The organism is Shimia sp. SK013 (assembly GCF_001292625.1).
Lineage (GTDB): Bacteria > Pseudomonadota > Alphaproteobacteria > Rhodobacterales > Rhodobacteraceae > Shimia.
On record NZ_LAJH01000012.1, the window covers coordinates 23,834 to 38,151 of the forward strand.

The following is a 14,318-nucleotide window of genomic DNA, read 5'->3' on the forward strand; positions in this document are numbered from 1 at the left end:
AACAAGGATTACCATGCTGCAAAAGCTTCAGAAAGCGGTTCATGTCGGCGCACTGGCGCTCTCGGTTTCATTCGGGACAGTGCAGGTGGCGGCGTCGCAGACCCTGGCCGACGCAATGGCCATGGCATACGAGCACAACGGTCTGTTGGATCAGAACCGCGCTTTGCTGCGGGCGGCAGATGAAGATGTAGCGATTGCCTTGTCGGCTTTGCGACCCATCATAAGCTGGTCAGGAAGTGTGGATTACAGCTATGGTAGGGTCCGGACACCTAGTTTTCTTGGACCAGTGACAAACATCTCGCGGACCCCGGACGCGCAGATTGGCCTGAGCGCCAGCCTTCTTGTGTTTGACGGCGGCGCTGCGCGTTTGGCTGGCGAAGCTGCAAAAGAATCCGTTCTGGCGACGCGCCAAGGGCTGATTTCGGTAGAGCAAACTGTTTTGTTGAGCACTGTTCAATCCTTTATGGAAGTTGTGGCAAATCGCGAAATCGTCGAGTTGCGCCAAAACAACCTGCGCCTACTGGAGCGGGAACTGCAGGCGGCTCAGGACAGGTTTGAAGTGGGCGAAGTAACCCGAACCGACGTTTCCCTTGCCGAGGCCCGGCTTGCTGGCGCACGCGCACAACTTGCTGCAGCACAAGGTGATTTTGCGGCAAGTCAGGAATTTTATGCGGCGACAGTCGGGACGCGTCCCGGCAATCTCGTTGCGCCACGCTCGTTGCCACGCACGGCAAAATCGATCGAAGATGCCAAGGCCGTGGCCATTCGTTCGCATCCTGACATGATCCAGGTCCAGCATTTTATCGCCGCGACCGAGTTGAATGTCGATGGTGCGCGTGCGGCTTTGAACCCGTCAATTAGCCTTAACGGCGGCCTCTCCGTCACGCATGAATTTGGGGCCAACGCCTTCCAAGAAGGTGCCAGCGTGGGCGTTAGTGTAAACGCGCCAATTTATCAGGGCGGACGCCTTTCTGCTTTGATACGCAAAGCCATGGCACAGCGCGACCAGCAGCTCGCCAATCTGCACATTACCCGGCACAGTATCCGTCAGCAGGCTGGTACCAGCTGGTCTCGGCTGTTGGCTGCCGGTGCGCAGATACAAGCCAGCGCCCGCCAAGTTGAGGCCGCGCGTATCGCATTTGAAGGTGTACGCGAAGAAGCCAAGCTGGGTGCACGAACCACATTGGACGTGCTGACCGCCGAACAGGATTTGTTGGATGCCGAAGCTGACAGGATCTCGGCGCAGGCCACGCAGATTATCGCTGCCTATGCGCTTTTGTCGTCGATGGGGCAGCTAACGGTGGATCAACTGAACCTGAAAGTGACGCGCTACGACCCTGAGGCGTACTATAATTTGGTGAAAGACGCGCCTGTACTGAAGTCCAAACAAGGCGCGCAGTTGGATAAGCTTCTCAAAGCTATTGGAAAAGAATAACAATTCTTCCTATCTGTTGTGCGCATGCACCCCAATCGTTACACTCTTGCCAAGGTAAGAGTGGTGAAAAAAGATGCCAGACCCAGTCAGCAACGCTGAAATAGAAGATGTTTTGACGTCTATTCGACGGCTCGTGTCAGAGAATCGGCAGGTGCCAACGGAGTCCGTATCTGAGGGTGAGCATCCTGAGAATTCGGCACCAAACAGCGATGAACCTGTGAAGAATGCACCTATGGCGCTGGTTTTGACCCCTGCGTTGCGCGTGTCAGATGCTGTCGCAGATGAAGACGAAGACGTGTTTGTCGAGGACAGTAGCGACGGTGCCGCTGAGCTTTTTGTTTCGGACATCGGCGATAGTGACATAGAAGCCCTGGATTTGGCGGGCCACGCTGTTGAGATCCCCGAGGATGAGCTGTTTTCGGAAGGCGATGAGCTGGAAAACCGCCCTGACGACGTGGTTGCTGATGCAGAAGAATTGCAGATAGAGAATGCGTCGGAACTGGCTGACGAGTCGGAAGATCCCGCCGAGCAGGCGTGGGATGTTGAATTTTCCGAGGACGCGTTGGAAGCGGCCGAAATAACAGAGGACGTTGACGGAGAGTTTTCAGCGTCCGGCACCATTACGCCAGAAGCCGTATCTGAGGCAATGGATTCCGCTGATTTTGATGAACCCTCGTACCTCGAAGAAACTGCCGCAGTTGAAGAAACCTCGGACGTCTCTGAGGTGTCTCTCACGCTTGAGGGCGGCGCGGACGAGGTAATGGACAGTCGTCTAGAGTCCGTGGATGAAGAGGCCGGGTTGGATGACGTCGATGAGCCGCAGGACGACGTGCGTGACGAACCGTTTGATTTCAAAAAGGTGCTGGAGGCGCGTCTGGTGCATTGGCGTGATGGAGACGGCAGTGAGGTCGAGGCGGACCCGGCAGAGCCTGTCGATAGTGACTACACGGACGCTGAGGCATCGACGCCTGCTTGGGGTACGGACGAAGACCCAATCGAAACATTGGATGCCCCAAGTGCGGCAGAAGTAATCGAAGCCGTGGCGATAGAGCAGGCGGCGGAAGACGTTGCCGACGCGGTTGACGTGGGTCTGAGTGAAGCCTTGGACGAGCCTGCGGTGATCGACGAAGAGGCCCTTCGGGAGATGGTTGCAGACATTGTACGCCAAGAATTGCAGGGCGCCTTGGGCGAGCGGATTACCCGCAACGTGCGCAAGCTGGTGCGTCGCGAAATCCACCGGGCCTTGGCGGCTCATGAACTTGACTGACCGCTTTACATTGCGGGCATAAAAAAACGCGCCCTTTTAGGGCGCGTTTTTTTTGGCAGCTTTGAAATTGATCAGGCAGCTTCGGCCTGTGCAGCAGCGTTGCGACGCTCGCTTTCTTCGCGCGACAGCGCCACGGAAGTTCGTACACCTTTGGCGACGAAATCCATCAGTCCGGAAACAACGCGTTCGTTCGGGTCGATGCCGGCGCAAGACAGCACCTCACGACCGTCGCGGGAGCGTGCCCAGCGAGCGATTTGCTCAGGACCATTGCCATACTTTTTGTCGTCGGCAATGGCATCATCCAGCGCAGCCAACACAACGGCTGCAAAAAGTTTGCGGGCACGGTTACCTTGTTCGTTATTGAAAGCCGCTCCGTCAACGAAATCTCTCATCTCGTCGTCCTTATATTATTGCTCTTGTGTTTTCGGCGTGACGCCCCTTATGGAGCAATCTGCGTGATTCGGGTAGCCTGAATTTGCATAGCTCTTATGCTGCAAGCGCATGACCAAAGTATTAACGTTGGTCCCCAGGTTGCCTTGCCACAAGGGGACTGGCCAGATATAGGACTTCGAACCCTTCAATCAACCTTTGTGCACAGGTTTTACGACAATGCCAAAAATTAACGGTAACGAAATTCGCCCTGGCAATGTGCTGGAACACAACGATGGTTTGTGGGCGGCGGTGAAAGTGGATCACGTGAAACCCGGCAAAGGCGGGGCGTTTGCACAGGTCGAGCTGCGCAACCTGCGCAACGGGTCGAAACTGAACGAACGCTTCCGCAGTGCCGACAAAGTCGAGCGCGTGCGCCTTGAGCAGAAAGACCAGCAGTTCCTATACGAGGACGATGGAATGCTGATGTTCATGGACACTGAAACTTATGAGCAAATTCAATTGCCTGCAGAAATCTTGGGCGATCGTCGCCCCTTCTTGCAGGACGGCATGACCATCGTTGTCGAGTTCCATGACGAGGAAGCTTTGAACGCCACAGTGCCGCAAAAAGTGATCTGCAAAATCGTAGAAACGGAGCCTGTGGTCAAAGGTCAGACCGCGGCAAATTCGTTCAAACCGGCCATTTTGGACAACGGTGTGAAGGTTATGGTGCCGCCTTTTGTGGGGCAGGATGAGAGCATCGTGATCAACACTGACACCATGGAATATTCCGAGCGCGCCTGAAATTCGTGACCCATTAGCAAGCGAAAAGCCGCCTATTTAGGGCGGCTTTTTTTGTCTGCATTGCACCTGTATCGCGTCGGTCGCATGGCTGGGGTCCCACGTACGCCGGTTAACTCGTGTTTAAAAAGAGTGAAATTCACATCAGTTTGACGGACGCATCTCCGGCCTGCATGTCCTCGCCTGCTCGGTCGAAGCGCAGATAGGCGAGCGCCTTGCCATCTGCCTGCGAAAAAAGGACGCCAACGCTGCGCCCGTCTCGTGTGATCGGGGTGCCTAGCGGCGCGGCGCCATCGATGGAAACAATTGCCAGCCCTTTGCGCAGTTCAGTTTTGTGTTTCATGCGCGCGGTGACTTCTTGCCCGACATAACAGCCTTTGCGGAAGTCGACGCCGTTCAGACGTTCGAACCCATTTTCCAGAATGTAGCTGTCGCCAGTCAGCTCGATGCCGGACGATGGCACGCCATGGTCCACATAAACCGCTGTCCAGTTGGCGGTATTAAGGGCTGCTTCTGTTTCACGGTAGGCCCGCCATCCAAGACCCTTTGCGCGCGGGTCTTTCAATCCGTCGGCGGGCACCGCGTCCATGCCTCGGTGCAGGTGCAGGTCTGTCATCTCGATTGTGACATCAGCGCGCAATTTGTACATGCCAAGGCGGGTGACAAGCGCCGGAGCCTGTTCCGCATCGGCGTCCAGCAGAATGCTGTCCCTGTCACGACACAGGAAGAAATCGGCGATGTATTTGCCTTGGGGTGTCAAAAGGGCCGCATAGAGCAATCCGTCGCCCATGGCATCGAGATCGTTGGTGATGAGACCTTGCAAGAAGCTGTTGGTGTCAGCTCCGGTGAGGCGGAGGATTTTTCTGGGCCGATCCATGAGTGTTCGGAGCCTGTTCTGTTTTTGTGCGTCTTCGTTCATATAGACACCAATGGGCCATGCAACAGGGCAGGAAACAACAAAATGCGAGCACCACTGTCAGTCGTGATCCCCACTTTGAATGCGGAAGTCCCGTTGCCGAGCTGTTTGGCTGCGCTTTATGAAGGTGTGGAAGTGGGTGTGATCCGGGAGTTGATCGTGGTCGACGGTGGTTCAAACGATGCCACGCGCGCGATTGCAGACGAGGCCGGGGCAATGATCCTGACGGCACTTCCGTCGCGGGGTGGGCAATTGGGGGCAGGCGTGGAGGCGGCGCGCGGAGACTGGGTTTTGTGCCTGCACGCAGACACCGAACTGGCGCCGGGTTGGACGGACGCAGTTGGAGCCCACATGGCGCGAGGGCCCGATGTGGCCGGCTATTTCAGGCTTGGGTTTGATTCCGGCGGTGCATCCGCGCGGGCCGTGGCGCGCTGGGCAAACGTCAGGTCACAGGTGTTAGGATTGCCATACGGCGATCAGGGTTTGTTGATGTCACGGAAATTGTATCGAGAAGTTGGCGGCTATTCCGAGATACCATTGATGGAAGATGTCGCGATGGCGCGGGCATTGAAGCGGCGGCTTCGGTCGTTGGAGCATTTGGCGGTCACCAGCGCTGCAAAGTATCAGGCACAAGGTTGGGCCCGACGCGGGGCACGCAATCTGTGGACTTTGATCCGGTATTTTGCGGGTGTGTCGCCCGAACGGCTGGCGCAATCCTATCGAAAGTAAATGCGTGCCACCCCAATGGCGTTTCTGTGGCCTTTTTTGAACCTTGGCGCCTTTGGTGTCTAACGTCGGCTCATAGCTCCAAAACAAACTTGGCGCTATCGTTTCACGGAAGGTCACGCAAACCGGTAAAGTCGGTCCAGAGGAAGCGGTGTGAGTTACTTGTGCACTTGGTAGTATCCTAAGAACACCAACAAAGGCTCGGCTGTCGCGGGCGGGAGGGCGACGAGAAATATGGCGATGTTGCGATTGCCTGCAACGCTGGCCACAGATACGCGATCATCGCATGGCTCATCGCATGGCTCATCGCATGGCTCATCGCGTGGCTGATCGCGTCGAAGGATGACGAAACTCAGGACTTGCATGCCTGTGGTCACGACAAAGGCGCGGCCAACCAGCTGGCGACTGTGCTGATGGATTGCGTCATCCCTGGTCGTAGGGCCGCCATCAGGCCGATCACGATAACGGCTAGAGCGATCGTCATAGCGCCATCCATCGCCTGTATATTTTCAACGGTTGGTGTGGGCAGCAGCACTGCGCGCTTTAAAAACCCCAACCTCACAACTAATCGTCCACGCGCGTGGCGCGAAACGGTGGTGAGCACCGAGATCAGCAGTCTTTCATGGCGGGTTGCCTACGTTGTTTTAGCCCCAAAGACACATGCACGCGCTGGGCCTATCAACTGACGGGCTTGGTCAGGCTTTCCTTTGCGGTTGAGCTGTGTGACAGTTTTTTGCGAGCAAGGGAGTTGAGCATGAACGTCATCGTGGTGGGCGCGGGGATCGTCGGGGTGTCTTGTGCAATTTGGCTCCAAAGAAGCGGGCACACCGTCACAATCGTGGACAGGACAGGTCCGGCGTCTGGCACGAGCCACGGAAACGCGGGCGTTCTGGCTGCAGGGGCAATTGTTCCCGTGCCGGTTCCAGGGTTGTTGCGTCGCGTACCGAAGATGTTGCTAGACCGCGATGCCCCTTTGTTTTTGCGGTGGGGCTATCTGCCCAAGCTACTGCCGTTTCTTGTGAAGTATCTGTCGTTCGCTACGGATGCGCATGTGGATGCCTACGGGAAAGCGATGACGTCGTTGATGCATGACACGCTCGACCAGCACCGACAGTTGGCAGACGGAACACCGGCCGCAGGGTTCGTTCATTCTGATGATTTCTGTTTCGGTTACGAAACGCGTGCCGCGTTTGATGCTGATGCCTATGGCTGGGCCAAACGCAAAGCGGCAGGGTACGAGTATGACGTCATGAGTGGCGCCGATTACGCGGCGCGAGACAGCTCGTTTGGCCGCTCTTTTGAGACTGTCGTCGCTTGTAAAAACCATGGGCGCGTTTCCGATCCCGGGGCTTACGTCAAGGCATTGGCGGACCATTTCGTGGCCGAAGGTGGCACGCTAAAGATCAGTCAGGTGACCGATGTGGATGTTGACGGTGGCGTGATCACCGGTCTGCAAACGTCTGATGGCCCCATGAGTGCGGATCACATCGTGTTTGCTATGGGTCCATGGTCCAAAGAGATCGCGCATAAACTGGGTGTGAGAGTTCCGTTAGAAAGCGAGCGGGGCTATCATTTGGAATTCATCAACCCAAGCGTCATGCCGTCGGCACCGATGATGGTGGCGAGCGGCAAGTTTGTGCTGACTCCGATGGAGGGGCGATTGCGCGCGGCTGGGGTGGTCGAATTTGGCGGGTTGAAATTCGAGGCCAGCCGCGCACCTTTTGAGATGCTGCACCGGCAGGTTGCCGCCCTAATGCCTGACATGACCTATGACAGTGTCGTTGAATGGATGGGGCACCGCCCTGCGCCTGCCGATAGTTTGCCTCTGATCGGTGCAAACGACGCGCAAGGCAAAAGCTATAGCGCGTTTGGACATCAGCACGTTGGTTTGACAGGTGGGCCAAAAACGGGTCGGATCATTGCGGATCTGATAAGCGGAAAGAAACCAAACATTGATTTGGGGGCCTTTGATCCGATGAAATTTACCGCGCTCTAGCGTGGCGATGTGGGGGAGGACTCTGATGGCTTTTATCAAATCCGCAACCCTAGCCATAGTCGGCGCATTGATGACCACATCCGCGATCGCATAGGCCACGCCCAATCGTGGGACATGCCCATGGCCGATGTGGCCACCAGTTTCCACTCTTAGCATGGCGAAGTCTTTGCTGATCTCGTTCGGGATTACACAGACAGCGCAATCGACATCACTGTGCACCCCGGTGATTCCCTGTTCGGCGTCGGTGACATTATACGCGCCATCCAGACAGGTCAGGTTCCAATTGGCGGACGTTTCACGTCCGCGCACGCCAACGAAGCGCCACTTTTGGGGTGGGACAACCTGCCATTCATCGCAACAAGCTATGACCGTCAGGTTTGGGAGCATCTGTCTCACTACTACAAGGTCAACGCTTGGTTGCCGCGCAGCTATGTGATGGTGAACACGCAAGTATGGGATGGTCTGGACGCCGAAGTTCAAGCGGGCCTTCAGAAAACTGCAGACGAAACATCCGCATCCTGTGCAGCGACATCGTTCTTTGCATTGTGCTATGCGATGACTCGCGGCGCGCATATCCGAGTGTCGATTTTTCTGAACGCGACTGATTTTTTGAAACGCTGGCTTGATGTCTTTGCTGTCATTAGGTCAATGTATTTCGGTTGGGCGACGGCGACTGAGGCCGCCGCTGTGGGCGTCCTGGGCGCCCTCATACTGGCTGCATTTCAGCGGTCACTCACACTATGGACGTTTCTTGAAAGCCTTATGGGCGAAACGCGCACGTCCGCTCTGATCGCGCTGTATGATCTTTGCGAACTCTATGCGGTGGAAGACATCCTCACGGTGACATTTGACGCTAGAAGCCTGAACTAAAATCACTTTGGACGGCACAAAAGGACCTGCTGGGATTGCCGGAGGATGTGCACCTGCGCCTAGTAATCTCAAGAAACCAAACCACCTTGGAAGTTGAACGTGCCAGCAGAGAGATCGCCGATCCATTCAAACCACCTCATCCCATAAGGAGATTTTTTCCGATGACCGGCTTTGCGGATGCCATGCAGACCAGCGCGGCAACAATCCCCGTCGTCGACATCTCTGGCGCCATTTCAGGGGGTGACATCCAAGGGGTCGCGGATGCGATCCATACAGCAGCGATCGAGCACGGTTTCTTTTACATCTCAAACCACGGAATTGATCCTGTTGTTGATGCGGCTTACGCCATACCTCTCGCAAGGGGGCAGCTCGTTTTTTATCCTGCGTCTACGAAAGAAGATGAAGCCGGGGGACGTTCTGGCGTCGCGCCCCAAACCGATTTTGGCGTGCTCACGGTTTTGCTGCAAGACAACAGCGGAGGGCTTCAAATGCGTTCAGAACCCGGTAGCTGGGTCTAAGCGCCGCCGATGCAAAGGTACGCGGTATTCCATTTCTGTTTTCTTTGATCCTCATACGAACACGATTGTAGATCCAGTCGACTTGAGCGCGTCACCGGCCGACAGTAAGTATCCGCCAGTCCGGGCTGGCGAACACATCGCGAGCCGCAACTCCACGAGTTTTTCGCAATACAAGACGTGAACAGATCTTTTGCGCGTAGGTTTCGAACCAGTCACGCGGTGCGGCCACCAACACTGGGGCACTTCCGAATTTTCCATAAAAGTACAATTCTGGAACAGGCGAGGGGCTTTGCCCCCGCCGCAGCGAGCTGCGGCTCCCCCAAGGTATTTACGGAACAAAAAGCTGGCGTGGGCGGCGTTTAGGGTGTGTCTGGTGAGGGTGCGAAGACGTCTGTCGGATAGGTAATCCCTGCAAGGAAAAGGCCGTGTGGCGGACAAACCGGACCACAGGCGGCACGATCGCGTGCTTGCAAGGCGGCGGTAACGTCATCGGGTGACCAAGAGCCAGCGCCAACACGTTCAAGTGTGCCGACAAAGCTGCGGACTTGGTTGTGCAGGAATGAGCGCGCGCGGACATGAAAATGGATTTCCGGTCCGCCAAGTGTTTCGACGCGTTCAATGCTCAGGCCGTCCAGCGTTTTTACAGGGCTGGCGGCTTGGCAAATTGTGCTGCGGAAAGTGGTGAAATCGTGGTTGCCCAACAGACGGTTGGCTGCGTTTTGCATAGCGGCCTCATCGAGGTCTTGCTTGACCTGCCAGACGAGGCCGTCCTGATGTGTGGCGGGAGCGCGACGCATCAGGATGCGGAACAGGTATTGACGCTCCAGAGCCGAAAAGCGTGCGTGCCAATCGTCGGCAACCTGAGCGCAGGCCGTGATTGCCACCGGCGCGGGCTTGAGTTGGTAGTTCAACGCTTCGGACAGGCGGAACGGATCCCATGTCTTTTCCAGATCGCAATGCGCAACCTGCGCCAAGCCATGCACGCCAGCGTCGGTTCGGCCCGCCGCCGCAATGGTATGAGCCCCGGGTTGCAATTTGGCCAGCGCGGCCTCGATTGCGCCCTGCACAGAGGGATGATCGACCTGACGTTGCCAACCCGAAAAGGGCTTGCCGTGGTATTCAATTTTGAGGGCGTATCTGGGCATGGCGCGCAAATAGCGCACCTTGGGGGGAAATAGAAGGCTCTTGAACCACTGGTAATGGCGTGCGGCAGAGCTTAGGTTTTGATGCGAAACAGGAAAAGGGGCCCTGAGTGTGGTCATTTCCAGCATAGCCGATGCAGTTGTCCGCCGCGTTGAGGCCGTGGGCGACGGGGTGTCTGAGGCGTTCTTTGAGCCTGTGATCCGGCTCGGCGTTACCGGCATGGCGCGGTCCGGCAAGACAGTGTTTATTACGTCGCTCGTGGCGAACCTGCTTGATCGTGGGCGGATGCCGCAATTGGTGGCCCACGCCGAAGGGCGTATCGTGGCGGCTTTTTTGCAGCCGCAACCCGATGATCTGGTGCCGCGATTTGATTACGAGACCCATTTGGCGGCGATGACGGGCGAAGCGCCGCGCTGGCCTGAGAGCACTCGGGCTATCAGTGAACTGCGCGTTACCATGAAAGTAAAGCCGTCTGGCATGTTTGCAGGGCTTCAGAGACCGCGGACGGTACATCTCGATATTGTCGACTATCCCGGTGAGTGGCTGATGGATCTGTCCTTGATGGACAAGAGTTTTGCGCAATGGAGCGCGGAAGTACTCAAGGCGCTTGAGGCGCGCGAGGCGGCGAAGGACTATCTGGCGGCATTGGCAGAAGTGGACGGGGCGGCGGCCTTGGACGAGCCGCGGGCGCAGAAGTTGGCAGCGACATTCACGGCTTATCTGCACACGGCCCGCGCGGCCGGTTTTAGCGATTGTACACCGGGGCGTTTTTTGTTGCCCGGAGATCTTGAAGGATCGCCGGCGTTGACGTTTGCGCCGTTGGAAGAGGTTAATAAGGCAGGGCGGCGGTCCTTGTGGCGAGCGTTTGAACGGCGATTTGAGGCCTACAAGACCCGGATTGTAGCGCCGTTCTTTCGGGATCACTTTTCACGGTTGGACCGACAGGTGGTGTTGGTGGATGCCTTGGGCGCGATTCATTGTGGACCGCAGGCCGTGGAAGATCTGCGCGGCGGCTTGCGCGACACTTTGGCGGCGTTTCGGCCTGGACGAAATTCGCTTTTGGCACGCCTGATGCGCGGTAAGCGGGTGGAAAAAGTGCTGTTTGCGGCAACCAAAGCTGACCATTTGCACCACACGCAACACCCACAATTGACGGCGATCATGCAGGCATTGACACGGGACGCGGCGGATCGGGCGCAGTTCGCGGGGGCAATGACGCAGGCGGTGTCCTTGGCGTCGCTACGTGCAACAGTGGAAGAGACGGTGATGCACGACGGCAAGCCCTTGGATTGCGTGCGCGGGCGGCTTTTGGATAGTGGCAAGCAGGCGGCTTTTTACCCTGGCGCCTTGCCTGAAGATCCCGGTGTTTTGCTTGCTCCGGCCCGGGATGGGGCAACGGGATGGCTTGGGCAGGATTACCAGGTGATGAAGTTCGCCCCGGCGCCCTTGACGTTGCGCCCAAGTGAAGGGCCGCCGCATATCCGGCTGGATCGGGCAGCGCAGTTTTTGATTGGAGACCTGTTGTGAGCAAAGGGCCGGTGTTGATCGATTTGGACGATTCCGTCAGGCCGGACGTGGCGGAAGCTGCCCCTGTGCCGGAATTGGGCATGGGTGCAGCGCAAGGGCAGGCAATGCAAGTGGCGGCTCGGTTGGGCGCACGCAAGGTCAGTTGGCTTGCGAGCCTGTTCTGGGGCTTGCTGGCGACATTTGTGGGCGCAGCGGTGTCGGTGACGGCGTGGGATTTCGCTGTTGGATTGGCAGCCCGATCGCCGACATTGGGTATGGCGGTAAGCGTCGTGGGGGCAAGCTTGCTGGTCGTGGCTCTGTTGATGATCCTACGTGAATTGGCCGGGTTCGCGCGGCTGAGGCGTGTGGACGGGATCAAGAGTGCCGCCGCCCGAGCCGTTGAGACCAAAGAACTCGGGGAAGCCCGGAAGCTGGTGGATCAGATTTTGCGATTTTATCGCGACCGAGACGACCTGAGATGGGGGCGCGAGAGTTTGCAAAAGCGGCGCGCAGAAGTGATGGACGCCGACGCTTTGATTGTTTTGCTCGAGACCGAGATGATGGCGCCGTTGGACAAGGTCGCGCAAATGGAGATCGAGGCAGCGGCTCGGCAAGTGGCAGCGGTGACGGCGCTGGTGCCATTGGCACTGGCCGATGTTGTTGCGGCATTGACGTCGAACCTGCGGATGATCCGTCGGGTGGCCGAGATCTACGGCGGGCGCACAGGGGCCATAGGTAACTGGCGATTGTTTCGAGCTGTGATGACGCATCTGGTGGCCACGGGTGCGGTCGCTGCTGGCGACGACCTCATCGGAACAATGGTTGGCGGCGGGGCTTTGGCAAAGTTGAGCCGGCGTTTTGGTGAGGGTATCGTAAACGGCGCTTTGACGGCGCGGGTTGGCGTCGCGGCGATGGAAGTCTGTCGGCCAATGCCATTTGGCGAGGGGCGTCGCCCCTCTGTGACAGGCTTGGTCAAGCGGGCGTTGGCAGGGCTTTTCAGCAAGGAAAGCTAGGAGAGTACGGGTATGGCCCAGCACGGGCATTCGCAGGAAGAAGTGGAGCTTCGGATCGGCAATCCGCCGGGGCGTGGATTGCTGCGCGATGTAGTCTATGGCGGCATTGATGGATCGGTCACGACCTTTGCCATTGTCGCTGGCGTCGCGGGGGCTGGCCTTTCGCCGGTTATCATCGTGGCATTAGGCATTGCCAATGTGCTGGCCGATGGGTTTTCGATGGCCGCAGGAAATTTCCTTGGCACAAAGGCGGAGCTTGATGACGCGAAGCGCCTGCGGTCGGTGGAGAAACGTCACCTGAAAGAATGGCCGGAAGGGGAGCGTCGCGAAATCCGCGAGATACTGCGGCTGAAAGGTCTGGAAGGTGAGGTGCTTGAAGCAGCAACGGATGCGATCGCAGCCAACGAAGAGGCCGCAGTTCAGTTGATGCTTGAAGGTGAATACGGTCTGGCCGGTGTGGACCCACGTCCGCAACGCGCCGCAATGGCAACGTTTCTGGCGTTTCTTGTGGCGGGGATGGTGCCCCTTTTGCCGTTCATTTTTGGTGTGCCGGATGCCTTTCGGTGGTCGGCGGTGATGACCTGTGTGACGTTTTTTGCGATTGGCACAATGAAGGCGAAGTGGTCGCTAGAGCCATGGTGGAAATCGGGACTGGAGACGCTGGCGATTGGCGGGGTTGCGGCAGCGATAGCCTATGGCGTTGGCAGTTTGTTCAACGTGGGTTGATCGGCGAGGTCGGCGCTCTGTTACCGGAGTATCGGGACACCATCCGGACTTTTGACCTTTTCTACCACGCCAGCGCGCAGGCTGCGGCCGATATTGTGGGCGAGTGCGGACCAGGCGGCGGCTTGATCCTCGCGCAGCTCTTGCGTCAGGATGCGATCAAAGAGCGCGAGCCACGTTTCAAACATGCCGGGCTGCACATTGCCGGCATTTCTGTGCACCAAAAGCGGATTGCCGTCATAAGAGCGTTCAAACAGGATCGCATTGGCCCAGAAATCGGCGACTTTGGCCTCATGCGGCCCCCAATCCGAGATATGCGCCGCAAAGATCGGCCCGAGCCCAGGATGTTCCCGAATGCGGGCATAGAAGGCGGCAACGACCCGCTCGATCTCGGGGCGGGTGATGTCGAATTTGGGGGGGATACTGGCCATGGTCGGACCTCGAATTTGCGCTGCTCAGCGATACCAACTTCGGCTGACGGGTTCAATCCTTCAGCAGTTGCGAGCAAAGTCTACCCCGTAGCGTGGCAACGGCTCTGATTTTCGGGTCACCACGTACCAGTAAGATGCTTTTTGGTGGCAGGAGTTGTTGCGCCCGAAGGCTTCCGTGATCAGTTGCCCGACAATCTCGTTTCCGTCGACAGTGACCGCTTCGCAGCGCCAAGTGGCAAAAACGACTTGTTGATCCAGATCGGAGTTTACCGACACCAATCTGGCATTCTGAAAGCAGGAGCCGCGGGCATCATAAAGCGAGCGATCACCGTAAAACATGCTGCGCTCGCCAAGCCTATCTTGCGCAAGGACGGCACTCCCCCAGTCCAACGTGCGAACCGTCGCTTTGTGTTGCCAGGGTGTCAGATAGTCTCGCAGTAAAAGTCCGGCGGCAAATGCCACACAAATTGCCACAATCGTACCCTTATTCATCAAAGTTCTGCCTGCAATGCCTCACGGGTATCCTATCGCAGCTTTACCACATGACAAGAGCGGCCTATAACGCGGCCATGATGAAGATACATGCCATCATTATTCGAATTAT

14 protein-coding genes and 1 pseudogene are annotated in these 14,318 nt (G+C 57.3%); 10 read left to right on the plus strand and 5 right to left on the minus strand.

Annotated features, from left to right (window positions below):
* The first annotated feature begins 13 nt into the window (after positions 1-13).
* Together SHIM_RS09875 and SHIM_RS09880 are read left to right on the plus strand one after the other, a co-directional pair.
* Positions 14-1,435, plus strand: coding sequence for a TolC family outer membrane protein (locus SHIM_RS09875; protein WP_054002497.1), 1,422 nt, complete (start codon positions 14-16; stop codon positions 1,433-1,435).
* Between the two features lie 73 nt (positions 1,436-1,508).
* Complete coding sequence (locus SHIM_RS09880; protein ID WP_152926510.1) at positions 1,509-2,702, plus strand: hypothetical protein; 1,194 nt, start codon at positions 1,509-1,511, stop codon at positions 2,700-2,702.
* A 71-nt stretch (positions 2,703-2,773) separates the two neighbouring features.
* Here SHIM_RS09880 and SHIM_RS09885 read toward each other — a convergent pair whose 3' ends face one another.
* Positions 2,774-3,094 (minus strand): DUF6280 family protein, encoded by a 321-nt coding sequence (locus SHIM_RS09885; protein ID WP_054002499.1) that lies wholly within the window; start codon positions 3,092-3,094, stop codon positions 2,774-2,776.
* Positions 3,095-3,311: 217 nt separating this feature from the next.
* Between SHIM_RS09885 and efp the strand changes: the two genes are divergently transcribed.
* A complete protein-coding gene (gene efp / locus SHIM_RS09890) occupies positions 3,312-3,875 on the plus strand; it encodes an elongation factor P (RefSeq protein WP_054002500.1) in 564 nt (187 codons plus the stop codon).
* Between the two features lie 136 nt (positions 3,876-4,011).
* On the opposite strand, the gene ygfZ is transcribed toward efp, so the two are convergent.
* Positions 4,012-4,749, minus strand: coding sequence for a CAF17-like 4Fe-4S cluster assembly/insertion protein YgfZ (ygfZ, locus tag SHIM_RS09895; RefSeq protein ID WP_054002924.1), 738 nt, complete (start codon positions 4,747-4,749; stop codon positions 4,012-4,014).
* 84 nt (positions 4,750-4,833) lie between these two features.
* Here ygfZ and SHIM_RS09900 point away from each other — a divergent pair, with 84 nt between their 5' ends.
* From SHIM_RS09900 to SHIM_RS09925, 4 genes and pseudogenes are all read left to right on the plus strand, one after another.
* Positions 4,834-5,517 carry a TIGR04283 family arsenosugar biosynthesis glycosyltransferase gene (locus SHIM_RS09900; protein ID WP_054002501.1) on the plus strand — a complete coding sequence of 228 codons (684 nt, stop codon included), beginning with the start codon at positions 4,834-4,836 and terminating at the stop codon, positions 5,515-5,517.
* Between the two features lie 751 nt (positions 5,518-6,268).
* Positions 6,269-7,510, plus strand: coding sequence for an NAD(P)/FAD-dependent oxidoreductase (locus SHIM_RS09915; RefSeq protein ID WP_054002504.1), 1,242 nt, complete (start codon positions 6,269-6,271; stop codon positions 7,508-7,510).
* Between the two features lie 627 nt (positions 7,511-8,137).
* Positions 8,138-8,308, plus strand: a pseudogene (locus tag SHIM_RS20175) (TRAP transporter large permease subunit); the annotation flags it as partial.
* Between the two features lie 107 nt (positions 8,309-8,415).
* Positions 8,416-8,898, plus strand: a complete 483-nt coding sequence (locus SHIM_RS09925; protein ID WP_152926511.1) for a 2-oxoglutarate and iron-dependent oxygenase domain-containing protein — start codon at positions 8,416-8,418, stop codon at positions 8,896-8,898.
* A 359-nt stretch (positions 8,899-9,257) separates the two neighbouring features.
* On the opposite strand, the gene truA is transcribed toward SHIM_RS09925, so the two are convergent.
* On the minus strand, positions 9,258-10,043 hold the full coding sequence (gene truA, locus SHIM_RS09930) for a tRNA pseudouridine(38-40) synthase TruA (RefSeq protein WP_054002925.1): 786 nt from the start codon (positions 10,041-10,043) through the stop codon (positions 9,258-9,260).
* A 109-nt stretch (positions 10,044-10,152) separates the two neighbouring features.
* Here truA and SHIM_RS09935 point away from each other — a divergent pair, with 109 nt between their 5' ends.
* From SHIM_RS09935 to SHIM_RS09945, 3 genes are read left to right on the plus strand one after another with little or no spacing between them, the layout of a single operon-like run.
* The gene (locus tag SHIM_RS09935) at positions 10,153-11,568 is read left to right on the plus strand and encodes a YcjX family protein (protein ID WP_054002507.1); all 1,416 of its coding nucleotides are present in this window, start codon (positions 10,153-10,155) and stop codon (positions 11,566-11,568) included.
* Positions 11,565-12,560, plus strand: coding sequence for a YcjF family protein (locus SHIM_RS09940; protein ID WP_054002508.1), 996 nt, complete (start codon positions 11,565-11,567; stop codon positions 12,558-12,560). Before SHIM_RS09935 ends, SHIM_RS09940 begins: the two co-directional genes overlap by 4 nt.
* Positions 12,561-12,572: 12 nt before the next feature.
* Entirely contained in the window at positions 12,573-13,286 is a 714-nt protein-coding gene (locus tag SHIM_RS09945) for a VIT1/CCC1 transporter family protein (protein ID WP_054002509.1), read from the plus strand.
* 20 nt (positions 13,287-13,306) lie between these two features.
* Here SHIM_RS09945 and SHIM_RS09950 read toward each other — a convergent pair whose 3' ends face one another.
* Both SHIM_RS09950 and SHIM_RS09955 read right to left on the minus strand, forming a co-directional pair.
* Positions 13,307-13,714 carry a group III truncated hemoglobin gene (locus SHIM_RS09950; protein WP_054002510.1) on the minus strand — a complete coding sequence of 136 codons (408 nt, stop codon included), beginning with the start codon at positions 13,712-13,714 and terminating at the stop codon, positions 13,307-13,309.
* A gap of 60 nt (positions 13,715-13,774) precedes the next feature.
* The gene (locus SHIM_RS09955) at positions 13,775-14,206 is read right to left on the minus strand and encodes a hypothetical protein (protein WP_054002511.1); all 432 of its coding nucleotides are present in this window, start codon (positions 14,204-14,206) and stop codon (positions 13,775-13,777) included.
* Positions 14,207-14,318: the final 112 nt, after the last annotated feature.